We start from the raw sequence: 22808 nt of genomic DNA, 5'->3' as shown, positions 1-22808 counted from the left end.
TCTCCTCAGCGAAAGAAGTATCGATGAGCTCCAACGACGTACTGGGCCGCATTGAGGGCGGGGACCTCCGCCTGGTCGGCCTCACCAAGCGCTTCGGCGCCTTCACCGCCGTCGACAATCTCGACCTGACCATCCCGCAGGGCTCGTTCTTCGCCCTGCTGGGCGCGTCGGGCTGCGGCAAGACCACCACCCTGCGGATGGTCTCCGGGCTGGAGGACCCGACGGCGGGTCAGATCTTCCTGGGCGACGCCGAGGTCACCGACACCAAGCCCTACCGGCGCCCGGTCAACACCGTCTTCCAGAACTACGCGCTCTTCCCGCACCTGGACATCTTCGAGAACGTCGCCTTCGGCCTGCGCCGGCGCGGTTTCAAGAGTGTCCGGCCCCAGGTGGAGGAGATGCTGGAGCTGGTCGAGCTGGGCCACCTGGCCAAGCGCAAGCCCAACCAGCTGTCCGGCGGCCAGCAGCAGCGCATCGCGCTCGCCCGCGCCCTGATCAACCAGCCGCAGGTGCTGCTGCTGGACGAGCCGTTGGGCGCGCTGGACCTCAAGCTGCGCCGCCAGATGCAGATCGAGCTCAAGCGGATCCAGACCGAGGTCGGCCTGACCTTCGTCCACGTCACCCACGACCAGGAGGAGGCCATGACGATGGCCGACACCATCGCGGTGATGAACCAGGGCCGGATCGAGCAGTTGGGCTCCCCCGCGGAGCTGTACGAGAACCCGAGCACCACCTTCGTCGCCAACTTCCTGGGCCAGTCCAACCTGATACCCGGTGTGGTCGAGGGCGTCGACGGCGGTGTGGTCACCGTCCGCGCCCACGGCCGCGCGCTCACCCTGAAGGCCGACCGCGCCCGCGCCACCAGCGGTGCCGTGATCCTCGGCGTCCGCCCGGAGAAGGTGCAGATCGCCGGGTCCGAGGACGAGGTGCCCAGCGGTTTCAACTGCCTGACCGGCACCGTGGTCGACACCTCGTTCATCGGTGTCTCCACCCAGTACCTGGTCAAGCTGGCCTCCGGCGAGGAGATCTCGGTGTTCGAGCAGAACACCGGCCGCGCCATCCAGCGCCCGGGCAACGAGGTCGCCGTCTACTGGGACCCGAGCCAGGGCTTCGGCCTGGACGGCACCCAGGACATCGAGGCCGGCGCCGTCCTGGACGAGGAGGGCGCCGCGTGACCGCTGTCGCCGACCCCACGGCCGGAGCGACGCAGCGCAAGCCGGCCCCGCCGGATCACAAGCCGCGCCGCAACCTGACCCCCTGGATCCTGCTGCTGCCGGGTCTGCTCTGGCTGACCGTCTTCTTCCTGCTGCCGATCCTCACCTCGGTCTCGGCCTCGGTGCAGACGGGCAACTACGACGACGGCTTCAAGCTGACCTGGCACTGGGCCAACTACGGGCACGCGATCTCCGACTACGGGACGCAGTACTGGCATTCGGGCCTGTACTCGACCCTCACGACGGTCCTCTGCCTGGCGCTGGGCTACCCGGTGGCCTACTTCATCGCCTTCAAGGGCGGCAAGTGGAAGTCACTGCTGATGGCCCTGGTGATCGTGCCGTCGTTCACCAGCTTCCTGATCCGCACCATCGCCTGGGAGACCATCCTCGCCGACCAGGGCCCGGTCGTTCACGTGCTGCGCAGCGCGCACGTCCTCGGGCTGACCGAGGCGCTCGGCTGGACCACCGGCGGCCATGTGATCAACACCCCGGCGGCGGTGGTCTGCGGCATGGTCTACAACTTCCTGCCGTTCACGATCCTGCCGCTCTACACCTCGCTGGAGAAGATCGACCCCCGGCTGCTGGAGGCGGGCAGCGACCTCTACTGCAGCACCTTCACCACCTGGCGGCGGATCACCCTGCCGCTGTCGATGCCCGGCGTCGTCGGCGGCACCCTGCTGACCTTCATCCCGGCGATCGGCGACTACATCAACGCCCAGCTGCTGGGCAACCCGAACACCGGCGTGGTCGGCCAGAAGATCGAGGACCTGTTCCTGCGGCAGACCTCCGGTTACCCGGTCGGTTCGGCGATCTCGGTCGTGATGATGGTCGGCACGCTCGTCCTGGTGATGAGCTACATCCGCAAGGCCGGTACGGAGGATCTGCTCTGATGACGACTCTGACTGCTCCCCCCGCGGCCGGCGCCGGTGCCCCGGCGGTCCGCCGCCGCAGCCCGCTGAGCTGGGCCCGCGAGCACATCCTGCTGGTCGTCACGGTGGCGATCTTCGTCTTCATGCTGCTGCCCAACGCGGTCATCCTGTGGATGTCGTTCAACCAGCCGGTGGGCAAGTTCAACTACGTCTGGAACCACTTCTCCACGGCGGCCTGGGCCAACCCGTGCGCCAACCCCGCGATGTGCCACAGCATCGGGCTCTCGCTGGAGATCGGCGCCGTCGCCACCGTGGTGGCGACGATCCTGGGCACGATGATCGCCTTCGCGATGGTGCGCCACCGCTTCAAGGCCCGCTCCGGCATCAACGCCCTGCTGTTCCTGCCGATGGCCGCCCCCGAGGTGGTGATGGGCGCGACGCTGGCCGCGATGTTCTTCAACACCGTCGGCCCCGGCGGGCTCGGCTTCTGGACCATCACGATCGCGCATGTGATGTTCTGCGTCAGCTATGTCGTGGTGACGGTCAAGGCCCGGCTCGCGGGGATGGACCCGACCCTGGAGCGGGCGGCCCAGGACCTCTACGCCACGCCGTTCCAGACCTTCACCAAGGTCACCCTGCCGCTGGTGGCCCCCGGTATCGCGGCGGCGGCGCTGCTCGCCTTCGCGCTGTCGGTGGACGACTACATCATCACCGTCTTCACCGCCGGCAACCTGGAGACCTTCCCCATGTACATCTGGGGATCGGTGCAGCGCGCCTACCCGGCGCAGATCGACGTCATCGGTTCGATGATGCTGCTGGGCACCATGGCGGTCATCGCGCTCTCGACGATCCTCGGTCGGGTGCGAGCCGCCCGGAAGTAGCCTGATCGCGACAAGGCCCCCGACCGCAGCACAGCGGTCGGGGGCCTTGTCGTGCTCAGGTTGCCGCAGTTCCCCGCCTACACCCCCACCGTCCAGCCCGGCACCGGCACGGCCTCGCGCAGCGCCCGGGTGTACTCCTCGGCCGGCGCGTCGAGCACCCGCGCGCAGTCGCCCTGCTCGACCACCCGACCGCCGCGCAGCACCAGCACCGTGTCGCAGAGCTGCCGCACGACCGCCAGGTCGTGCGAGATCAGCAGGTAGGTCAGCCCGGTCTCGGCGCGGATGTCCGCGAGCAGGTTGAGGATCTGCGCCTGGATCGAGACGTCCAGCGCCGAGACCGCCTCGTCCAGCACCAGCACCCGCGGCCGGGCCGCCAGCGCCCTGGCGATCGCCACCCGCTGGCGCTGGCCGCCGGAGAGATCGCGCGGCCGGGCCAGGGCCTGGCGCTCGGTCAGGCCCACCTGGTCGACCAGTTCGTCGAGTCGCTTCGCGCGCTGCTCCGCCGTCAGCCCGCCGTGGTGGCGCAGCACCTCCGCCACCGCGGCCCGCGCGCTCTGCCTCGGGTCGAGCGAGGTGTACGGGTCCTGGAAGACGATCTGCAACTCCCGCGCCCGGGCACCGCGCTCCACGCCCCGGCGCGCCGGTCGGCTGCGGTCGCGCCCGAGGACCGCGATGCGGCCGCTGGTCGGGCGTTCCAGCCCGACCAGCATCCGGGCGATGGTGGTCTTGCCCGATCCCGACTCGCCGACGATGCCGAGCGAGCCGCCGACCGGGACGTCGAACGAGACGTCCGCCACGGCCTGGTGCCGGACCCCGCGCGCGCCCTTGAACACCTTGGTCAGTTCCCGTACCTCGACCGCCTGCGCGGTGTCGGTCCCTGCTGTGCTCATACGCTCGCCTCCTTGCTCGGCCGCGCCGGGCGGATCTCGGTCACCCGCGCGCAGCGCACCAACCCGCCGTCGAACTCGGTGAGTTCCGGCGGCCGCTGCTCGCAGGCCGGCCGCGCGTGCGCGCAGCGCGGCGCGAACGCGCAGCCCTGGCCCGACTCGAACGCCGAGACGGGACGGCCTGGAATGGCCGCCAGGCGCTCGGCCCGCCGGTCGATCGCGGGGCGCGAGCCGAGCAGCCCGGCCGTGTACGGGTGGGCGGCGCGCTCGTGCAGCGTGTCGGCGGACCGCAGTTCGACGATCCGCCCCGCGTACATCACCGCGACCCGGCCGCAGACAGCCAGCGCGAGGTCGAGGTCGTGGGTGATGAAGACCATGCCCATGCCGCGCTCACGGCGCAGCCGGTCCAGGATGGCGACGACCTCCTGCTGGATCGTCACGTCGAGCGCGGTGGTCGGCTCGTCGGCCAGGATCAGCCGGGGCTCGGCGAGCAGCACCGAGGCGATCATGACGCGCTGCAGCATGCCGCCGGAGATCTCGTGCGGGTACTGCCGCAGTCGCCGGGCCGGGTCGTCGATGCCGACCTCGGCCAGCACCGCCGCCGCCCTGGCCAGCGCCTCGCGTCTGGGCACCTTTCGGTTGCGGACCAGCGCCTCGATCAGGAACGCGCCGATCCGGCGGGTCGGGTTGATGTGCGCACGGGGGTCCTGGAAGACCAGGCCCACACCGCCGTCGCGGTAGGCGCGCAGGGCGGACCCGTCCATCGCGCCGACGTCGGCGCCCTCGAAGCGGATCGTGCCCGAGGCCCGCGCCGCGGCCGGCAGCAGCCGGGTGATCGCGCGCACGGTCATCGACTTGCCCGAGCCGGACTCGCCGACCAGGCCCAGCGCCTCGCCGCGGGCGAGGGTCAGGTCGATGCCGTCGAGCAGCGTGCGCGGGGCGCCGTCCTCGGTGGCGATGTCGACCGTGAGACCCGACAGTTCCAGCAGTGGCCCGCTCATCCGACGGCTCCCACGGTCGTCTCCTTCTGGTTCGGCGTCCCCACGGGCGCCGTGTTCGGCACTCGCCGGTCGCCGGTGCGCTTCGCGCGGCGCAGGTAGCGCGGCGGTTTCTCGCCGCTGATCCGCGCGCCGAGCACGGTCAGTGCCAGGACGGTGAGCACGATCAGCACGCCCGGTGCGATCACCGGCAGCCAGTACCCCTTCAGCAGCGCGTCGGTGTCGCTGACCATGACGCCCCAGTCGGGCGTCGGGGCCTGGACGGCGAGGCCGAGGTAGGAGAGCGAGGCGAGGTCGAGCAGCGCGTAGCCGAAGGCGATCGCTGCCTGGCCGACCACCGTGGGCGCGATGTTGCGCAGCACGTGGCCGACCGAGATCCGCAGCACGCCGAAGCCCTGCACCGACAGGGCGTCGACATACGGGCTGACCCGCTGCTGGCGCGCCGCCGCCCGCACGATCCGGGCCAGGAACGGCACGTAGGCGATCGAGAGCGCGGCGACGGCCGGTGTCAGGCCGGGCCCGAACAGGGCCACCGTCAGCACCGCGAGCAGCAGCCCGGGCAGCGCGTAGATCAGGTCGAAGACCCGGGCCACCACCGCGTCGACCCAGCCGCCGTACCAACTGGCCAGCAGCGCCAGCGGGATGCCGACCAGCAGCGAGACGCCGACGACCAGCGCCGGGCCGAGCAGGCTGGTGCGCGCACCGAACATCAGCCGGGACAGGATGTCGCGGCCGATGCCGTCCGCGCCGAGCAGGTGCGCGGCGGACGGACCGGTGTAGGCGTCCAGCAGGCTCTGCCGGTTGGGGTCGGCCGGGGCGAGCAGCGGCGCGGCGAGCGCGATCAGCAGCACGACCAGCAGGAACACCGCCGAGGCGGTGCCGGCCAGGCCCAGCCTGCCGGTCGTCGTTCTCAGCTTCTCTCTCACGAGGTGCTCCCGGCCGTGCGCAGTCGCGGGTCGACCAGGGCCTGGATCAGGTCGCTCGCCGCGTTGCAGACCACGAACGCGGCGACCAGCAGCAGGGCCACGGCCTGGACCACCGGGAAGTCCTTCTGGGCCACCGACTGGATCGTCAACTGCCCGATCCCCGGCACCGCGAAGGCGGACTCGACGACCAGCGTCGAAGCGAAGGTGCCGGCGGTCAGCAGGCCGATGGCGGTGATGATCGGCGGCAGTGCGTTGCGCAGCACGTGGCCGCGGAGCACCACGAGCCGGGGCAGGCCGCGCACCAGCGAGGTCTGCACGTGCTCGCGCGCCAGCTCCTCGCGGACCGCGTTGCGGGTGACCCGGGCCAGGAAGCCGCAGGAGATCACCGCCAGCGCGCAGGCGGGCAGCACCAGCGCGTCGATCTTCCCGCCCAGTCCTTGGCCGACGCCGGAGGCCGGGAACCAGCCCATCCTGATCGCGAAGACCGAGATCAGCAGCGTGGACGCGACGAACGGCGGCACGCTCACCGAGACCGAGGTGAACGCGCTGACCGCGCCGTCGACGCGGCCGGGCCGCACGGCCGCGGCCAGCCCGAGGCCCAGGCCCAGGACCACCACCAGCACCATGGTCATCAGCACCAGCAGCAGCGTGGTGCCGAGCCCGGCGCTGATCCGGTCGGCGACCGGCTGACCGGTGACCATCGAGGTGCCCAGGTCACCGTGGAGCACGCCGGTCAGCCAGTCCCAGTAGCGGACCGGCAGCGGCTGGTCCAGGTGCAGCCGGTGCCGCACCGCCACGCGGGCGGCGGCGCTCGGCATCCGGCTGCCGAAGAGCACGTTCTCCGGGCTGCCGGGCGCGAGGTAGAGGCTGCCGAAGATCAGCACGCTGGACAGCAGCAGCGTGGTGAGCAGCCCGCCGAGGCGGTGCAGCAGCAGACGGGTCATCAGGGCGCCCCGATCGCGGTCACCCAGGCGTTGTCCATGTAGGAGAAGGTCAGCGGCGCACCGGTGACGTCGTGGCTCTGGAAGAGCAGCGCGCGCGGCGCGACGATCGGGATCCAGGGCAGGTCCTGCCCCAGCACCGTCTGTGCCTTCAGCACGGCCTGGGCCCGGGCGGTCGGGTCGTCGGTGGCCTGGGCCGCGTCCAGATCCTGCTGGACGGCCGCGCTGTCGTAGCCGTTGAAGTTCTGCGCGCCGGTCGCGGTGGCGTAACTCGCGTACATGGTCTGCGCTTCCGGGTACTCCATGTAGTTGATCGTCAGGAACCCGTCGTAGGCGGCCCGGGCCTTCGGGTCGGTGAACAGGCTGCCGTACTGCTGGTCCGGCAGGCCGACGATCTTGATGTCGAGGCCGATCGCCTGGCCGGTCTGCTGGAGCACCTGGGCCAGCTGCGCGGAGGACGGAGTGCCGGCCGCGTACGCGATGGTCACCGGCTTGCCGCTCGCGCCGGCCTGCTTGACCAGGGCGGTCGCGCCCGCGAGGTCCGGGCCCTTGGCGAGCTTGTCGTAGGCCGTGCGGTAGACCGACTCGGCGGGGTTGCCCTGCCAGAAGCCCGGCCCCGCGACGGCGTAGAGCGGGTCGGCGGCGCCGCTGTAGATGGTCTTGGCGATGCCGGCCCGGTCGATCGCCATGCTCAGCGCCTGCCGGGTGCGGGCGTCGGCGAGGCCGCCGCTGAAGCTGGAGACGACCAGGTCGACGTTCTGCGTGGTCGAGCCCTCGCCGCCGATGTAGAGCTTGCCGCCGGCCGCCCGGCTCAACTGGCTGATGGTCGAGGCCTGCAGGTCGAACGCGCCCTGCACGGCGTTCGAGGCGAGCGCGTTGGCGAGCGCGGACGGGTCGCCGAGGAACTTGAAGGTGACCGTGTCCGCCTTGCCCGCGTGGCTCGGGTCCCAGTAGTTCGGGTCGCGCTTGAGCACCATCTGGTTGGTGCCGTCGAACGACTGGACGGTGTAGGGCCCGGCGCAGACCACGCCGACGTCGGCGTTGCCGAAGTCGGTGCCGGCCTTGACCGCGAAGGCCTGCTCCACGACCGCCGCGCCCAGGGTGCCGAGGGTGCGGACGAAGACGTAGTCGGGCTTGGACAGCGTGACGGTCACCTGCGAGGGCCCGGTGGCCTTGATCGAGGCGACGTCGTTGTAGGAGTCGGCGTAGTTGCTGGCGACCTGCGGGTCCATGTTGCGAGTCAGGCTGTAGACCACGTCGTCGGCGGTGACCGGCTTTCCGTCGCTGAACCGCGCCCGCGGGTCGAGCTCGAGCACCACGTGCTCGGCGTCGGGCTGGCTCCAGGACTTGGCGATGCCGGGGTGGACCGAGTAGTCGGCGGCCACCCGGAGCACCGGCTCGCAGACGTTGCCGAGGATGGTCTCCTCGGGATAGTCGGCCGTCTTCACCGGGTCCTCCGCGTACGGCGCGCGGTAGTCCCCGGACCAGGTCAGCGAGTTGATCGGCTTGGTACCCGGCGCGGTGGTGACCTGCGCGGTGGAGAAGTTGCTGTTCGCGTGCGGCGAGGCGGCGCTGCCGCCCGAACCGCACCCGGTGGCGAGCAGGGCCACCGTCACGGCGCAGAGGGCGGCACGTGGGACTCTCGTGTTCACGGTTCCGGTGTTCATGGTGCTGACTCCTCGGCTCACTCGAACTCGGCGTAGTGGACCAGGTCGCCCTGGACGTAGGTGCGCAGCACCCGGGTCTCGGCGATGGCCTGGCTGGGGCCGGCGAAGGGGTTGCGGTCGAGCACCACCAGGTCGGCGAACTTGCCGGTCTGCACCGAACCGGTGCACTCGTCGAGGTGGTTCACGCGGGCGGTGCCGGCCGTGTAGGCGGCGAGCGCGGTGGCCAGGTCGATCCGTTCCTCGGGGACCAGCGCCCGGTCGGGGTCCTCCTCGCCGGTGCGGTTGACGGCCACGTGGACGCCGGCCAGCACGTCGGGGGTGCTCACCGACCAGTCGCTGCCGGCCGCGAGCATCGCGCCGGCTCGGACCAGCGAGCCGAACGGGTACTGCCAGCCGGCCCGGCGCTCGCCGAGGAACGGGATGGTCAACTCGTCCATCTGCGGCTCGTGGCAGGCCCAGAGCGGCTGGATGTTGGCGGTCGCGCCGAGCTCGCGGAAGCGGGCGATGTCGTCGGGGTGGACCACCTGGAGGTGCGCCAGGTGGTGCCGGTTGCCGCGGTCGCCGTTGCGGCGGATGGCCTCCTCGACGGCGTCCAGGGCGTTGCGCACAGCCCGGTCACCGAGCGCGTGGAAGTGCACCTGGAACCCGGCCGCGTCCAGTTCGGCGACGTAGCCGCCCAGTTCGGCGGGGTCGACGAAGTCCATGCCCGCGTTGGCCGAGGAGCAGCCGCAGCCGTCCAGGTAGGGCTCCAGCATCGCCGCGGTGTGGTTCTCCGCGACGCCGTCCAGCATGATCTTGACGGTGCCGGCCCGGAAGCGCTCGCCGTTGCGCTCGGCCTCGGCGCGGCGGTCCTGGAACCCCGGCAGCTGCTCCAGCCCGCCGTCCCGGTTCCACCACTGCGCGCCGCGGACCCGCGCGGTCAGCGTGCCCTCGCGGTCGGCCCGCAGGTAGGCGCCGTAGACGTCGCCGGGGCCGAAGTCGGCGCCGACACCGGCGTCCTGCCAGCCGGTGATGCCGAAGGAGTGCAGGTAGGCCTGGCCGGCCAGCAGGCCCTGGTAGAAGTCCTCGTCGGTGAGCGGCGGTATGTGCCGGGTCACCAGCTCGGCGGCGCCCTCCTGGAACATGCCGGTCGGGGTGCCGTCGGCGTCGCGCTCGATCCGGCCGTCGGCCGGGTCCGGCGTCTCGGCGGTGATGCCGGCGATCTCCAGCGCGCGGCTGTTGGCCCACAGGCCGTGGCCGTCACGGTTGGGCAGGGCGACCGGGCGGTCGGGGCAGACGGCGTCCAGCAGCGAGCGGTGCGGCGTGCCGCCCGGGAACGCCTCCATGCTCCAGCCGCCACCCGTGATCCAGGCGGCCTCGGGCCGCGCGGCGGCGTACTCGGCGACGGCCCGCTGGTACTGGTCGGCGGTGCTCAACTCGTGCAGGTCGCAGCTGCGCAGCGTGGTGCCGGCCAGCACGGGGTGCACGTGGGCGTCCTGGAAACCCGGCAGCAGCAGGCGTCCGGCGAGGTCCACGACTTCGGTGGCGGGGCCGATCAACGGCCGGACGTCGTGGTCCTGACCAACCGCGACGATGCGCCCGTCGCGCACGGCGACGGCGGTGGCCCAGGACCGGGCGGGGTCGACGGTATAGACCGGGCCGCCGTGGAAGACCAGGTCGGCGAACGGGGGATCGAGGTGCACGGGCGCTCCAGAGCAGTGGGGGGAGACAGGAGACGGCGGGACCTGAACGGCGGGCCACGGGGAGGGCACTGCCGGATGATGGGAGAAGAAAAGCTGATGACAATGGCGATGTCAATGGCATTGACACGGGCCCGCCGTTACGATCGAGTGAAGCGACCCGGCGTTTCGGCGCCGTCGTGGCGAAGCCGGAACCGAGCGAACGATGAGGAGCGGCCCGCGTGGAGGCCCAGGTGGCGGAAGAGTCCAAGGCGAAGCGACGCGCGGCGCTCACCAGAGAGTCGATCCTGGAGGCCGCGCTGCGCCTCTGCTCGCCCGAAGGCGGCGGCCAGCTCAGCTTCAGCCGCCTCGGCAAGGAGCTGGGCGCGGACCCGACGGCGGTCTACCGCCACTTCCGCGACAAGGACGAACTCATCCTCGCGCTCACGGATCTGACGATCCAGGAGGGGGTGCAACTGGCCCGGGCGGCGCTGCCCGACGGTCCGTCGGACGACTGGCGCGCCTGGCTCACCGTCACCGCGCGCAGCGTACGGAACGCCTACCTCGCCCGCCCGGCGGTGGCGGTGCTGGCCGCGGCCCGGACGACGGCGAGCCCGGCGGAGACGAGCAGCGTCGAGGAGCTGATCTCGGTGCTGCACCGGGCCGGCCTGCCGGTCATCGAAGCAGCCGAGTGCTACCGGCAACTCCTGGATCTGACACTGGCGATGACGCAGTACACGGCGGCGTTCTGCTCACTCGACCCGGCCACGCAGGCGAAGGACGACGCCGCCTGGGCGGTCAAGTACGGCATGCTGCAGGAGCGGGACTTCCCGCTCCTGCATGCGAGCGCCGCGCGGCTGACGGAGCTGTTCCGCAACGACGAGGAAGTATTCGAGCTGATCCTGGCGACGTTCCTGGACGGCATCGCCGTCCGGATCGAGCGCGCGCGGGGTGTCCGGGAGAGCGCTGACTGAGACAACGGTCCCACCGGCCCGCAGTACATGAGCGACACCTCGGAGTTCGCGGCCAGCTTCCACGTGTACCTGAACGAGAACGAGCTCTCGATGGACTCGTACACGGCGGCCGACCTCAACCGCGACACGTTCCGCTACATCGACGAGCTCGACCACAAGGAGAAGGAGTTCAGGACCTATTCGGACCTCTCCTGGAACGTGCTCCGGAAGGTGCTCGCGGACACGGCACTCGACTGACTCGACTACTGCGCCTTACTTGGATTCGACCCGCCCGAGCGGGTCGGGTCCGGCCGTCAGCGCGTCACATGCCGCCTGCCAAGCAGAATCCCCGGGGTAGAGCTCGCTGCGGAGGTAGGCCCAGGTGAGCCGCTGGACCACGGCGACGCGCTCGGGGTTCTCGTCCGTGGTCTCGGCGACGTCGTATCCGGAGACCCCGCCGAGCCCGTGCTCCGCGTCGAACAGCGTGAGCAGGGACTTGGGGCCCGGCGCGAGGACGTACGGATCGGCGTGCCACTGCGGGCCCCGGACCGTCAGGTGGGCGGAGGTGTCCTTGTCACCGGCGACCACGAGCGCGGGCGTCGTCATCGCGGAGAAGTCCGTGGTCGAGAGGAAGGGATAGTTCTCGGCCACGACGTCGGTGACGGCGTCGCCGCCCCTGCCGGGCGCGGCGAGCAGCACACCCGCTTTGATCCGGGGCTCGGCCAGGTTCGCTTCCGTTCCGTCCTCCGGATCGGTGAGCCGGGCGCCCAGCAGCAGGCTCGCGGTGTGCCCGCCCATCGAGTGCCCGGCGACGGCGACCCTGCCGCGGTCCAGGCGCCCGCGGAGCTGCGGCACGGCGGCCTCGATCACGTCGAACCGGTCGAGGACGCGCTTCATGTCCTCGGCCCGCGATCGCCAGTGGAGCGGCGCCCCGGGGGTGTCGGGAGCCAGGCGCAGCGTCGTCGAGCTCAGGTGGGTGGGCTGGATCACGACGAAGCCGTGCGCCGCCCAGAAGTTGACGAGGGGGGCGTAGCCGTTCAGCGAGGAGAGGTTGTTCGAGTAGCCCTGCCCGTGCGAGAGGAGGATGACCGGCAGGTCGCCCCCGGTCACGGGCGCGGAGACGCGCACCTCGAGGTCCACGGCTCGGCCCGGAGCCGGCAACACGACCGGACTGACCGAGAGGACTGGGGTGGGCGAGCCGAACGTGCCGGCTGGGTGAGTCGATTCACTCATGATGCGTACTTCCCTTCACTGACCCCTGCCGCCGGCCTCATGCGGGCGGCGGGGGTGAGGCGGTCAGGAGCGTTCCGCTTCCGCTACGCTTAAAGCGGATCGTTGTTCCGATTAATATACGGAACGCTGTTCCGCTTTGTCAACGGCCGTCGGACGTCGGAAGGAGAGCGTGGTGCCCACAACAGACCCGTCCGGGGAGGCGCCGACCCGAACCAAGCGGGCCGACGCGCTGCGCAACCGGCAGACGCTGCTCGACGCGGCCGCCGCAGTGTTCGTCACCTCCGGCGTCGACGCGCCGATCCGTGAGATCGCGGCCAGCGCGGGCGTCGGGGTGGGGACGATCTACCGCCACTTCCCGACCCGGGCGGACCTCGTCGTCGCCGTCTACCGCCACCAGGTCGAGGCCTGCGCCGAGGCCGGCCCGACCCTGCTGGCCGGGGCCGACTCGCCGTTCGCGGCACTGCGCCAGTGGGTCGACCTCTTCGTCGACTTCCTGGTCACGAAGCACGGGCTGGCCAACGCGCTGCAGTCCGACAGCAGCGGCTTCGACGCGCTGCACACCTACTTCATCGACCGCCTGGTACCCGTCTGCGCGCAGCTGCTCGACGCCGCGGTCGACGCCGGCGAGATCAACCCCGGTACGCACGCCCTCGAACTGATGCGCGGCATCGGCAACCTCTGCATCGGACGTGACAGCGACCCGCGCTATGACCCGCGCCGCTTGGTCGATCTGCTCCTCCGGGGACTACAGCGACTGCGGTGACGCGGCCCGGGTCCGTGCTGCCCGGGACTCTCGTGGGCCGCGGAACGGCAGCGTCCGGCTGAGGACCAGGTCGGTGGTCGTGCTCCCGAACTGGGCCAGCGCGTCGACGATCTCCTCCAGTTGGGCCATCGACGTGGCCGCCACCTTCAGGACGTAGCAGTCGTCCCCGGTGGTGCGCAGGCACTCCAGGATCTCCGAGCGCTCCCCGAGCAGCCGGCGAAGCGGCTCGTGCCGGGTTCCCGGGTACTTCAGCCGCACCACGGCCATCGCCAGGTACCCGGTCCGCTCCAGATCCACCTCGGCCCGGTACCCCGTGATCACCCCGGTCGCCTCCAGCCGCCGCACCCGCTCCGTCGTCGCCGACGCGCTCAGGTTCACCCGCCGCGCCAGCTCCGTGTACGCGATCCGGCCGTCCTGCTGGAGCTCATCCAGGATCGCCCAGTCCGTCGCGTCAAGATTCCCGGTCATCCGCCCAGATTACCGGTGAATCCACGGGCGAACCGCCCCTGAACAGGCAGGAATCCCTTCTGACGGCCCGTGACACCTGGCTAGGCTCGGCGGTGTGAAAATCGGCGTCAACGTCCCCAATTTCGGCCCCGGCACCGACCCGGGAGTCCTGCGCAGCTGGGCCCAGACCGTGGAGGGCCTGGGCTTCGACCTGCTGATGGTCTCCGACCACATCGCCATCACGCCCGACGTCGCCGAGCGGTACCCGGCGCCCTTCTACGAGCCCTTCACCACCTTGTCGTGGCTGGCCGGCCTCACCACCCGGGTCCGGCTCGGCACGACGGTCCTCATCGCTCCCTACCGGCACCCGCTGCTCACCGCCCGGATGGCGGCCAACCTGGACCAGCTGAGCGGCGGCCGGCTGGTCCTCGGCGTGGGAGTGGGTTGGGCACGGCAGGAGTTCGCCGCCCTCGGGATCCCCTTCGAATGGCGCGGACGGCTGACGGACGATCACCTGCATGCCATCCGGGCGGCCTGGTCGGACACCGCCGACCACGGCACCCGCAGGATCCCGGTCTGGGTCGGCGGCAACAGCGACGCGGGGCTGCGCCGGGCCGTCCGGCTCGGGGACGCCTGGCACCCGCTGCGCTGCACCATGCCGTGGCTGCGCGAAGCCGCGGTCAGGCTGCGGGCCGCCGCGGCCGAACAGCGCCTCCCCGTGCCCGCGCTGGCCCCCCGGATCGCCCTCAAGCTCACCGCGACGCCGGTCAGCGGACCGCAACGGCTCGCCGGGGAGGGCACGATCGACCAGGTCATGGACGACCTCGACCAACTGCGGCTGCTGGGCGCCGAGACCGTCGTCCTCGACCCCTACACCGGCGACCCCCGCGAGACGTGCCACCCGCAGCTGGGCCGGCAGGCACTCGCCACGGTGGCCGCACACTTCTACCCGCCCCGCGGCCGAACGGAGCTCTCATGACCACCCCCGACGACCACACCCTCCTCCGGCGAGCCATCGCGCTCGCGGCCGAGGCACACGCGAGCGGCAACCCGCCCTTCGGGTCGCTGCTGACCGGACCGGACGGAACGGTGCTGGCAGAGGAGCAGAACACCACCCTCACCGACCAGGACATCACCGCGCACCCGGAACTCAAGCTGGCGAGGTGGGCCGCGCGAGAGCTGGACCCGGCCACGGCTGCGGGGACCACGATGTACACCAGCTGCCAGCCGTGCGGGATGTGCGAGGCGGTCATCCAACGGGCGGGGCTACGCCGGGTGGTGTTCGCCCTGTCCAACGAGCAGCTCCTGGACATCCGGCCGGGCAGCGGCCAACCGCCCGTGCCGCAGGACGGCCCCGCGCTGCTCGACGAGGTCCGGGCCGTGGTCGCGGAGTACTACCGCTGATGGCGGCTCAACCGGCGTGATCTGCCTCGGGCGGCGTTCATCTCGTCTGTCAGACTGCTCGGATGATCGTCGAGGGAAGGGCCTGATGGCCACGACAACGCGAGCCGACGGCACCGCCCCCGCACGGCTGCGATCCCGGCCGCTGCTCGCCGCCGCGACCGGGGCCGGGGCCGCCTGCTACGGGGCCGCGATCTCCTGGATCCCTTCGCCGGATGATCCGCGCGTCTTCTGGGTGAGCAATCTCTTCGCCCCCTGGCTGGCGATCGCCTTCTTCGCCGGGCGCCTCCAACGGTCGTGGCACTGGGCCGTCGCCGCGGGGACGCTCGCCGAGTTCGCGTGCCTGATCGCCTTCTACGCCCGCCAGTTCGGATCCGGACTGAGCGTGGCGGGCTGGCTGCACTACATCTTCCGGGGCTCGCCGCCGTGGGGCCTGATCGCGCTGCCCGTCGGGGTGGTCTACGGCTTGCTGGGCAGCAGGTACGCCGGCACCCGATCGGTGGCAGCCGGGGCCTGCCTGAGCCTGGCACTGGTCGCTGAGCCCTGGGCCTGGCCGCTCTACGAGGGCTTCCGCCGAGGCCCGTTGGTCCTGTGGATCGTCGAGACCGCGGTCGGTGTCCTCGCCACCGGCTGGCTGTTCCTCGCCCGCCGACGATCCGCGTCGCCGGGCGGTCCCAGGGGCTGACGGAAGGGCGGCAAGGGCGTGCGGAGGTTCTGACCCGGTGTCAGGACAGCAGCAGGACACGGTCCCAGACGGGCTCGTCCTGCTCGTGGTCCGACGAACCGGGGCCGGGTAGCACCGAGAGGAGGGCGGCCGCGACGCCGGCCGCGCCCTCCAGGATCCCGGGGTTGTCCTCGGCGCTCGGCGGCCGGCCGGGCTGCCAGCCGCGGTCGCGGTGGGCCGGCGCCAGGTGCCGGTAGCCGTAGACGGCCTCCTGGTCGAAGGCCGCGGCCAGCCGGTCGGCCAGGCGCGCGCAGTGGTCGAGCAGGACCGGGTCCTCGGCCTGCCGCCCGAGCCGCCACAGGCTCTGCAGGAAGCCCGCCTCGCCGTGGCAGACGGTGGGGCCCTTCAGGTGGTCCAGAGTGCCGGGGCGGGCCAGCACGGCGTGGGCGCTGTCCAGGGCGAGCCGGTACCAGGCCTCCTCGCCGGTCACCCGAGCCGCGCGCAGCAGGGCGCCCGCGATGCTGACTGAGCCGTAACACCAGGCAGCGGCGGCGGTGGCGACGGGCGCGGCGGACGAGGTGGGCCCGCCGCAGGCCCGGGCGATCTCCTCGTCCAGCGGCAGCCTCGGCTGCCAGTACGGCCCGGACGCGTCGTGGTCCGCCCGCGCGGCCAGCCAGCCGCCGATCCGCCGCACGGCCGCCAGCTGCCCGTCGACCGTCACCTCCAGCTCGGCGCTGCGGGCGAGCAGCGCCAGCGGGCCCGCGATGCCGTGGGCCGTCCCGAGGTTGATGTCACCGCGCGGGAAACGTGCGCGGTCGGCGGCCGTTAGCTGGCGGTGACCCGGTACCCACCAGCCGGGCACCTGCCGGCCGCCCACCCGCACCGGCCGGCTGAGCGCGACGAGGTGGGCGAGGGTGGCGCGCAGCGCGGGCTCGGCCGCCGCCCGCTCCTCGGCGTCGCCGTCGGTGACCGCGGTGAGCAGCACCCGGCCGGTGCCGCTGGCGCCGGCGATGGCGTCGTAGGACGACCAGTCCACACCCGGTCCGGCCGGCTGGGCCGCGAGGCGGGCGAGCTGCTCGGTCGCGACGTGCGCGGTCAGGGTGTGGCGCAGGCGCGGATAGTGACCGCCGAGCCTCGCGGCCGCCTGAACGGCCACCAACACCGCGGCCGGACCGTGGTGCAGACCGACCGAGGCGGTGTTGGTCAGGGCCTTGGCCGCCACCGTGAGCCGGCCGTGCGCGGCGGGCAGCCGGCCCGAGTCGCGGCGGGCGAGCTCGGTGAGCAGGAGGGCGACGCCGGCCGCGCCGCCCAGTGCGGCCGCGGGGGCGGCGGGCCGGCCGGGGCCGTGCTGCCGCGGCTCCTCGGTGAGGGCGGCGGCCACCCGCTCGACGGCCGCCTCGATGCGCCCGGTGGTGCCGGGCGCCGCCGCCGTGGTCGCGACCGGTGTCGTCACCGGCTGCGTCACCGGTGTCGTCACCGGTTGCGTCACCGCCTCCGTGGTCACCGCCGTCACCGTCCCTGTCGCCGTGGTTACGGCTGCCGTGGTCGCTGTTGCCGTGGTCACCGCTGGTGCTTCCTTCGGTCGGCGTTTCCGGTCACGCAGGCGCGGGCGAGGGCGTGCGCGCGCAGCTCGGCCTCCCGGTCGGTCCCGAGCAGCCGGTTGCAGGACATGTGGAGCAGGCTCGCCACCACCGTGGGCAGTGGCGACCAATCGGCGCCGCGGGCGGCGAGTTCGTCCAGTTGCTCGCGGTAGGCACGCAGGTGTCCGGCCTGGTCGGCCAGTGCCTGCGCCACCTGGGCACCGAGCGGGTGTTCGGCCAGTGCGGGCCAACCGCCGGCCGGGTCGATCAGTCGCAGCCACTTGGCCCGGTTGGCCCGGTAGCCGGCCGGCAGCTCCTGGTCGACCGCGGTGCCGGCCAGCCAGGCGGCGGCCGGCTCCTGGTAGCGGGCCGGGGCGACGGCCTCCGGCGGCAGGCCGGCGGCGTGCGCGATGGAGGCGAGGGAGAGCGCGGCCAGCGTCTCCTTGTCCCACGGCACGTCACCGCGCCCACCGTCACTGGGCCCGCCGTCACCGCGCCCACCGTCACCGGGCATCGCGGCGGCCTGCCGGGCGGTCCGCAGCAGGGTGAGGGTCGTACGGCTGTCGGCGGCGAAGAAGCGTTCGGCGGCCGCCTGGGCCTCGGGGCCGCCGTAGCGCTCCCACTCGGGGTCGTAGCCGTCCAGCACGAACCGTCCGACCAGCCCCTGGGCCGTCCACTGCCGCACCGCGCCGCGCAGGGGCGGTAGCAGCTCCTGCCACAGGGTGTCCGCCGGCCCGTGGAAGCGCAGCCGCAGGTGGTCGTCCGGATCCCGGTAGCGGATGAAGAACCAGCGGTCGATCACCGCCTGGGCCGGGCCGGGCAGTTCGGCCAGGAACGGGTTCAGCCGCTCCTGGAGGAAGGCATCCGTGTGCCGGCCCGCGAGGTAGAGCTTCGCGTAGAGCCACTCGCCGCCGGGCTCGGCCAGCCGCGGGCCGGCCGGGCGCGCTGGTGGCACGAGGCGCGCGGCGGGCGCGGGCCGGCCGGTCACCGGTGGCTGGGTGGCCGGCTGCGGCTGGACCGCCTGCGGCCGGCGGGCGAAGGCCAGCGCCAGCTCGGAGCGGTGGGCCAGGCCCTCGGCGTCGCGCAGCCAGCCGTCGGTCCGCTGCTCGCCGCCGGGCAGCTCGACGGCCAGCAGGCCGGGGTCCTTGGCGAGCGCGTCGCGCAGCAACTCACGGTGCCAGGCGTCGGTCAGGTCCACCGGCAGGCGGTGGTCGTAGCGGGTCAGCACCAGCTGCCGTGGCACCTGCCAGCGCTCCCGCCAGCGCTGCACCGCCGCGCCCCAGCCGGCCGGGTCGAGTCCGGTGTGCTCGGCCAGCTCGTCCAGCCGCCAGGTGGCGGAGGCGAGCACCACCCGGCCGTAGCGCACCCGCGGCAGGAACGGCGCACCGGCGGCCGGTCCCCAGTCCCAGGGGGTGTAGGTCCGGTAGGCGTCCCGGCCCACGTCGAGCAGGAACCGGGCGACGTTCGGCGCCTGGCCTCGCACGTCGAGCGCGTGGTGGGCGTGCGGCAGCAGCAACCGGCCGGTGGGCAGGTGCACCGCGTACAGGTGGTCGACGGTGGCGGCCACGCCGATCTCCTCCAGGCGCACGGCGGTTGCGGCCGGGTCCGGCGGCAGCCCGATCGTCACCTCGTGGTCCGCGGTGCGCGGGCTGTTGGCGACGTTGAGCGCCCGGGTGTGCCGCGGCTGGTAGGCGACGGCGAGATGCAGCGCGTCCGGCTGCTCGGGGAAGGCGAAGGCGGCCAGCTCCTCGTTGACCGAGCCGGCCAGTCCGGCGAACCGCCCGAAGGTGGCGCCGGCCTCGGTCTGGCCCGGTCCACCGCCGCCGACCAGCAGGAAGTCGCCGTCGGACAGCGCCTGTTCGTCGGCGGCGACCAGCGTGCAGAACAGCTCGCAGGAGCGCGGTAGCCGCTCGGACCGCGGCTCTCCGGGGGCCAGCCGCGCCACCAGGGCGTCGTCCAGCACCACCTCCCGGGCGCCGTCGCGCACCGCCTCGGCGGCCAGCCGGCCCAGCAGCAGCTCCCGGTCCCGGGGCACCGACCGTGCCGGTTCCTCGGTGCGGGTCGAAGGCGGCCAGGCATAGCCGGCCGGCGCGCCGATGCCGACCGTGTCGTCCAGCGCCTCCAGCACCGGAACGACGCGGTCCACGCCGTAGCGCTCCAGGAAGTCCCGGTGGTAGCCGCGCAGCGGCGGCGTTCCCGGACCGGGCGCGGACAGTCGCCACAGCACGCCCAGCCCGCGGGCCGCCTCGTCGGCGACGGCCTGCGGCAGGCGCACCTCGGCGCCCAGCGCCATGTCGACGTGGATCAGCCGCTCGGCGTCGGCCAGTTGCCGCATCTTCCGCTCCAGTGCGGCGAGCGCCGCGCGGCGCTCGCCCGGGGCGGCGGCGTCGTACCGGTCGCGGTCGGCGGCGATCGCGCGCAGGGCGGCCAGCAGGGGCAGCGGCCGGCCTGCGGAGTGCTCCGCGGCGGCCAGCACGCCGATCACCCGGCCGAGCGGGTCGCCGCCGTCGAGCACCGGGCGCAGCCCCGTGATCAGGAACTCCTGGCGGACCAGGGTGGCCAGCAGCCTCGCGGCCGCACCGGCCGGGGCCGTGGGGAAGCGCCGCTCCAGCTCGGTGACGGCCGCCGTGGCGGTGGTGCCGGCGGCGGCCAGCTCCAAGGCGGCGGTGACCACCGGCGTGATCCGCACCGAGACCTCGCTTCGGGTGCTGTCGCCCGCGGTGGCACCGGGGTTGGAGGGTGCGGCCATCACCAGCCGGCCGCCGCGCGGGACGGTGCCGGCGTGGACGTGCAGGGTCAGGTGCGGGAGCAGCTCGGGGTCCTGCTCCAGCCGCTGGACCAGGCGCAGGAGCCAGTCGAGGTCGACCCTGGTCCGGCTGGTCGCCGGCTGCGACCAGGACACCTTCGCCGCCGGGCCGTCGGCCGTGGCGCCGACCCGGACCGGGGCGACGCCGGCGAAGAGCCCGAACGGGGTGCTGCGGGAGCGCAGCCGGATCTCGTAGCGCAGCACCGAGACCGCGGCGCGCCGCAGTTGGGCGTCGGTGCGGGTGGCGAGCCCGGTGGGCTGCATGCTCGCCTCCACCAGGTTGGCCAGCGTGGGGCTGGCGACCCGCAGCGCCTCCATGAAGAATCCGTCGCCGGCCGCGCCGCGCAGCAGCTGTTCGCAGGCCGCCCGGTCGGTGGGGTCCGAGGGGGTGGCCACGGCCCAGGCAGCGCGGCGGTCGTGGCCGCGGAGCGGCGCGCGCAACAGGGCGACGGGGGCGGCGCGGAAGAGCGGTGGGGTGGCGGGCGGCAGCGGCATCGGTGGCAGTCCCTCGGTGGCGGTCCCTCGGTGTGGACGGCGCGTCGGCGTGGTGGCCGGGCGCGCGGGTGGGCCCGGGACCGGCGGCGCGCGCCGCCGGTCCCGTGAGCCCTCAGCCGCCGGCTCCGCCGGGCGTGCGCCGTCGGCGGAGCCGGCCTGCGGCCGTCAGAAGCAGCAGAAGGATCCCGGTGGCCGTTACCAGCCGCAGCAGGCGGTCATGATGCAGGAGGCACAAGTGACGCTGCAGACGACGCTGGTGAACGCGGCCTCTGCGGCAGTCTCGCTCACCTCGATGCGCACGTCGAGGTCGAAGAGGTCCTCCAGCTCGGTCACGTCTACGGCGACCGGGAGAGTGGCAGTGCTCATGGGGTTCTCCTGTGGGTGGTGTGGGTGGGGCGGTAGCACGTGCACCGTCAGTGTCGGCCGGGCGCCTCGAATGGATCTGGAGCGGATCCGGTAGGCGTGCTGGATGCGCTGGCCAGGGGCCGGGCCGGCCGGCGGACGGGCCCGCGCCCACCCGGGCGGCTGAGCGTCAGCAGAGGAACGGGATCAGCCACTTGATGCCGCGACGGTGGGTCCTAGGGCCTGTACGGCGGATCTTTCCGGGCCCGCGACGCCGGGCATCCCGGCTGGACGCACGCCCGAATCGCCCAAGTACGTCCAGTACGAGGACGACTCGGGCGCACGCCCAGCCGGGCGCCCAACGCCGCGGGCTCATCCGAAAAGATCCGCCGTACAGGCCCTAGGCCTCTTACGCGTGTCGACCGAAGACGGCGATGTCCCGGCCGAACGCGCAGGCGAGCCATTCGACGTCGGACAGGGCCAGTGCCGAGCACTGGGCCGGCAGGTCGAGCACGTCCACCGGTGCCAGGCCGAGGAGGTCCCAGAACCGCACCGTGTGGTCGTCGGAGCCGGTGACGGCGACGGGGCGCCCGTCCAGCACCGCGCACGCCACCGCGGTCACCTTGCCGGTGTGACCGGTGAGCGGCCGGCCGATCGGCTTGCCGGCCGCCAGGTCCCACAGCCGCACCGTGTGGTCCTCGGAGCCGGTGACGGCCACCGGACGCCCGTCCAGCACCACGCACGCCACCGCGATCACCTTGCCGGTGTGACCGGTCAGCGGCCGGCCAACTGGCTTGCCAGCAGCCAGGTCCCACACCCGCACCGTGGCGTCCCAGGAACCGGTGACCGCCACGCGCCGCCCCTCCAGCACCGTGCACGCCAGCGCCGCCACCGCGTTGGTGTGACCGGTCAACGGCAGACCGATGGCTCGACCAGCTGTCAGGTCCCACACCCGCACCGTGGCGTCCCAGGAACCGGTGACGGCCACCGGACGCCCCTCCAGCACCGTGCACGCCACCGCCGCCACCGCGTTGGCGTGGCCGGTCAACGGCAGACCGATGGCTCGACCTGCCGCCAGATCCCACACCCGCAGGGAGGAGTCGATGGAGCCGGTGACCGCGACCGGCCTGCCGTCCAAGCTGGTGCACGCCGCCGCCGTCACCATGTCGGTGTGACCGGTGAGGGGTTGGCCGATCGGCCGGCCTGCGGCCAGGTCCCACACCCGCACCGTGCGGTCCCAGGAGCCGGTGACGGCCACCGGACGCCCGTCCAGGACGGTGCACGCCGCCGCGGTCACCGTGTCGGTGTGACCACTCAGCGGCTGCCCCAACGGCCGGTCCACGCCCAGGTCCCACACCCGCACCGTGCAGTCCTTGGAGCCGGTGACCGCCACCGGCCGCCCGTCCAGCACCGTGCACGCCACCGCGGTCACCGTGTCGGTATGGCCGTTCAGAGCCTGGCCCACGGGCTGACCAGCCGTCAGATCCCAGACCCGCACTGTGCAGTCCTCGGAGCCGGTGACCGCCACCGGGCGTCCGTCCAGCACCGTGCACGCCACCGCCGCCACGATGTCGGTGTGGCCGGTGAGGGGTTGGCCGATCGGCCGGCCGGCGACCAGGTCCCAGACCCGCACCGTGCGGCCCCCGGAACTGGTGACCGCCACCGGGCGCCCGTCCAGCACGGTGCACGCGACATCCACCATCCCCCTGGTCTGGCGCAGGGGTTGGCCGAGGGGTTCGGCGGTGGTCAGGTCCCACATGCACACGGCGTCATAGGAACCGGTGACGGCGACGACGACGGGGCGGCCGGCCAGTTCCGTGCACGCCACCGCCCGCACCCCACTGCCGTGCCCGCTCAACGGCTGCCCGACCGGCTGACCCGTCGCCAGATCCCACACCCGCACCGTGCCATCGTAAGAACCGGACACCGCCACAGGCCGCCCACCAAGTTCCGCACACACCACCGCCCGCACCCCACCACCGTGCCCACTCAACGGCTGCCCGACCGGCTGACCCGTCGCCAGATCCCACACCCACACCGTGCCATCGTAAGAACCGGACACCGCCACAGGCCGCCCACCAAG

At 72.8% G+C, this 22808-nt stretch carries 21 protein-coding genes; 9 read left to right on the top strand and 12 right to left on the bottom strand.

The annotated features are described in order from the left end of the window. Window positions 1–23: 23 nt before the first annotated feature. From P3T41_RS28340 to P3T41_RS28330, 3 genes are read left to right on the top strand one after another with little or no spacing between them, the layout of a single operon-like run. On the top strand, window positions 24–1175 hold the full coding sequence (locus tag P3T41_RS28340; protein ID WP_280693379.1) for an ABC transporter ATP-binding protein: 1152 nt from the start codon (window positions 24–26) through the stop codon (window positions 1173–1175). Beyond that, window positions 1172–2104, top strand: a complete 933-nt coding sequence (locus P3T41_RS28335; RefSeq protein WP_280693378.1) for an ABC transporter permease — start codon at window positions 1172–1174, stop codon at window positions 2102–2104. Before P3T41_RS28340 ends, P3T41_RS28335 begins: the two co-directional genes overlap by 4 nt. Further along, window positions 2104–2964: an ABC transporter permease gene (locus P3T41_RS28330; RefSeq protein WP_280693377.1), complete on the top strand. Its 861-nt coding sequence runs from the start codon at window positions 2104–2106 to the stop codon at window positions 2962–2964. Before P3T41_RS28335 ends, P3T41_RS28330 begins: the two co-directional genes overlap by 1 nt. 77 nt (window positions 2965–3041) lie before the next feature. Here the strand turns inward: P3T41_RS28330 and P3T41_RS28325 are convergent, their stop codons facing one another. From P3T41_RS28325 to P3T41_RS28300, 6 genes are read right to left on the bottom strand one after another with little or no spacing between them, the layout of a single operon-like run. Beyond that, window positions 3042–3854, bottom strand: a complete 813-nt coding sequence (locus tag P3T41_RS28325; RefSeq protein WP_280693376.1) for an ATP-binding cassette domain-containing protein — start codon at window positions 3852–3854, stop codon at window positions 3042–3044. Then, complete coding sequence (locus P3T41_RS28320; protein WP_280693375.1) at window positions 3851–4852, bottom strand: ABC transporter ATP-binding protein; 1002 nt, start codon at window positions 4850–4852, stop codon at window positions 3851–3853. The genes P3T41_RS28325 and P3T41_RS28320 overlap by 4 nt, the downstream gene beginning before the upstream one ends. Continuing rightward, window positions 4849–5775, bottom strand: coding sequence for an ABC transporter permease (locus P3T41_RS28315; protein ID WP_280693374.1), 927 nt, complete (start codon window positions 5773–5775; stop codon window positions 4849–4851). The genes P3T41_RS28320 and P3T41_RS28315 overlap by 4 nt, the downstream gene beginning before the upstream one ends. Then, window positions 5772–6719: an ABC transporter permease gene (locus P3T41_RS28310; RefSeq protein ID WP_280693373.1), complete on the bottom strand. Its 948-nt coding sequence runs from the start codon at window positions 6717–6719 to the stop codon at window positions 5772–5774. Before P3T41_RS28310 ends, P3T41_RS28315 begins: the two co-directional genes overlap by 4 nt. Next, window positions 6719–8383 (bottom strand): ABC transporter substrate-binding protein, encoded by a 1665-nt coding sequence (locus P3T41_RS28305; protein WP_280693372.1) that lies wholly within the window; start codon window positions 8381–8383, stop codon window positions 6719–6721. The genes P3T41_RS28310 and P3T41_RS28305 overlap by 1 nt, the downstream gene beginning before the upstream one ends. Before the next feature lie 17 nt (window positions 8384–8400). Further along, window positions 8401–10065, bottom strand: coding sequence for an amidohydrolase (locus P3T41_RS28300; protein WP_280693371.1), 1665 nt, complete (start codon window positions 10063–10065; stop codon window positions 8401–8403). Between the two features lie 218 nt (window positions 10066–10283). Between P3T41_RS28300 and P3T41_RS28295 the strand changes: the two genes are divergently transcribed. Then, window positions 10284–11015, top strand: coding sequence for a TetR/AcrR family transcriptional regulator (locus P3T41_RS28295; RefSeq protein WP_280693370.1), 732 nt, complete (start codon window positions 10284–10286; stop codon window positions 11013–11015). A 27-nt stretch (window positions 11016–11042) separates the two neighbouring features. Then, complete coding sequence (locus P3T41_RS28290) at window positions 11043–11252, top strand: hypothetical protein (RefSeq protein WP_280693369.1); 210 nt, start codon at window positions 11043–11045, stop codon at window positions 11250–11252. 15 nt (window positions 11253–11267) lie between these two features. On the opposite strand, the gene P3T41_RS28285 is transcribed toward P3T41_RS28290, so the two are convergent. Further along, window positions 11268–12227, bottom strand: coding sequence for a chlorophyllase (locus tag P3T41_RS28285; RefSeq protein WP_280693368.1), 960 nt, complete (start codon window positions 12225–12227; stop codon window positions 11268–11270). A gap of 172 nt (window positions 12228–12399) precedes the next feature. Here P3T41_RS28285 and P3T41_RS28280 point away from each other — a divergent pair, with 172 nt between their 5' ends. Further along, window positions 12400–12990, top strand: coding sequence for a TetR/AcrR family transcriptional regulator (locus P3T41_RS28280; protein WP_280693367.1), 591 nt, complete (start codon window positions 12400–12402; stop codon window positions 12988–12990). Here P3T41_RS28280 and P3T41_RS28275 read toward each other — a convergent pair. Further along, on the bottom strand, window positions 12973–13458 hold the full coding sequence (locus tag P3T41_RS28275; protein ID WP_280693366.1) for an Lrp/AsnC family transcriptional regulator: 486 nt from the start codon (window positions 13456–13458) through the stop codon (window positions 12973–12975). The two genes, P3T41_RS28280 and P3T41_RS28275, sit on opposite strands and share 18 nt — an antisense overlap. 94 nt (window positions 13459–13552) lie before the next feature. On the opposite strand from P3T41_RS28275, the gene P3T41_RS28270 reads away from it, so the two are divergent. From P3T41_RS28270 to P3T41_RS28260, 3 genes are all read left to right on the top strand, one after another. Then, window positions 13553–14416 carry an LLM class flavin-dependent oxidoreductase gene (locus P3T41_RS28270; RefSeq protein ID WP_280693365.1) on the top strand — a complete coding sequence of 288 codons (864 nt, stop codon included), beginning with the start codon at window positions 13553–13555 and terminating at the stop codon, window positions 14414–14416. Next, complete coding sequence (locus P3T41_RS28265) at window positions 14413–14841, top strand: nucleoside deaminase (RefSeq protein WP_280693364.1); 429 nt, start codon at window positions 14413–14415, stop codon at window positions 14839–14841. Before P3T41_RS28270 ends, P3T41_RS28265 begins: the two co-directional genes overlap by 4 nt. 85 nt (window positions 14842–14926) lie before the next feature. Next, on the top strand, window positions 14927–15523 hold the full coding sequence (locus P3T41_RS28260) for a hypothetical protein (protein ID WP_280693363.1): 597 nt from the start codon (window positions 14927–14929) through the stop codon (window positions 15521–15523). A gap of 40 nt (window positions 15524–15563) precedes the next feature. On the opposite strand, the gene P3T41_RS28255 is transcribed toward P3T41_RS28260, so the two are convergent. From P3T41_RS28255 to P3T41_RS28240, 4 genes are all read right to left on the bottom strand, one after another. Beyond that, complete coding sequence (locus P3T41_RS28255; protein ID WP_280693362.1) at window positions 15564–17006, bottom strand: lanthionine synthetase C family protein; 1443 nt, start codon at window positions 17004–17006, stop codon at window positions 15564–15566. Between the two features lie 56 nt (window positions 17007–17062). Next, window positions 17063–20383 (bottom strand): lantibiotic dehydratase, encoded by a 3321-nt coding sequence (locus P3T41_RS28250; RefSeq protein WP_280693361.1) that lies wholly within the window; start codon window positions 20381–20383, stop codon window positions 17063–17065. Between the two features lie 195 nt (window positions 20384–20578). After that, window positions 20579–20749, bottom strand: coding sequence for an FDLD family class I lanthipeptide (locus tag P3T41_RS28245; RefSeq protein WP_280693360.1), 171 nt, complete (start codon window positions 20747–20749; stop codon window positions 20579–20581). Between the two features lie 385 nt (window positions 20750–21134). Continuing rightward, on the bottom strand, window positions 21135–22757 hold the full coding sequence (locus tag P3T41_RS28240; RefSeq protein ID WP_280693474.1) for a WD40 repeat domain-containing protein: 1623 nt from the start codon (window positions 22755–22757) through the stop codon (window positions 21135–21137). Between the last annotated feature and the right edge of the window lie 51 nt (window positions 22758–22808).

Origin of the sequence: Kitasatospora sp. GAS204B, from assembly GCF_029892155.1 — a bacterium.
In the GTDB taxonomy this organism is placed as follows: domain Bacteria; phylum Actinomycetota; class Actinomycetes; order Streptomycetales; family Streptomycetaceae; genus Kitasatospora.
The sequence above is the reverse complement of the archived record's forward strand: the minus strand, read 5'-3'. Positions and strand labels throughout refer to the sequence as shown.

Coding starts and splice junctions, on each gene's coding strand:
- P3T41_RS28265 (WP_280693364.1), top strand. CDS start 14,413: ATGACCACCCCCGACGACCACACCCTCCTCCGGCGAGCCATCGCGCTC.
- P3T41_RS28250 (WP_280693361.1), bottom strand. CDS start 20,383: ATGCCGCTGCCGCCCGCCACCCCACCGCTCTTCCGCGCCGCCCCCGTC.
- P3T41_RS28330 (WP_280693377.1), top strand. CDS start 2,104: ATGACGACTCTGACTGCTCCCCCCGCGGCCGGCGCCGGTGCCCCGGCG.
- P3T41_RS28290 (WP_280693369.1), top strand. CDS start 11,043: ATGAGCGACACCTCGGAGTTCGCGGCCAGCTTCCACGTGTACCTGAAC.
- P3T41_RS28305 (WP_280693372.1), bottom strand. CDS start 8,383: ATGAACACCGGAACCGTGAACACGAGAGTCCCACGTGCCGCCCTCTGC.
- P3T41_RS28310 (WP_280693373.1), bottom strand. CDS start 6,719: ATGACCCGTCTGCTGCTGCACCGCCTCGGCGGGCTGCTCACCACGCTG.
- P3T41_RS28325 (WP_280693376.1), bottom strand. CDS start 3,854: ATGAGCACAGCAGGGACCGACACCGCGCAGGCGGTCGAGGTACGGGAA.
- P3T41_RS28245 (WP_280693360.1), bottom strand. CDS start 20,749: ATGAGCACTGCCACTCTCCCGGTCGCCGTAGACGTGACCGAGCTGGAG.
- P3T41_RS28320 (WP_280693375.1), bottom strand. CDS start 4,852: ATGAGCGGGCCACTGCTGGAACTGTCGGGTCTCACGGTCGACATCGCC.
- P3T41_RS28340 (WP_280693379.1), top strand. CDS start 24: ATGAGCTCCAACGACGTACTGGGCCGCATTGAGGGCGGGGACCTCCGC.
- P3T41_RS28275 (WP_280693366.1), bottom strand. CDS start 13,458: ATGACCGGGAATCTTGACGCGACGGACTGGGCGATCCTGGATGAGCTC.
- P3T41_RS28285 (WP_280693368.1), bottom strand. CDS start 12,227: ATGAGTGAATCGACTCACCCAGCCGGCACGTTCGGCTCGCCCACCCCA.
- P3T41_RS28260 (WP_280693363.1), top strand. CDS start 14,927: ATGGCCACGACAACGCGAGCCGACGGCACCGCCCCCGCACGGCTGCGA.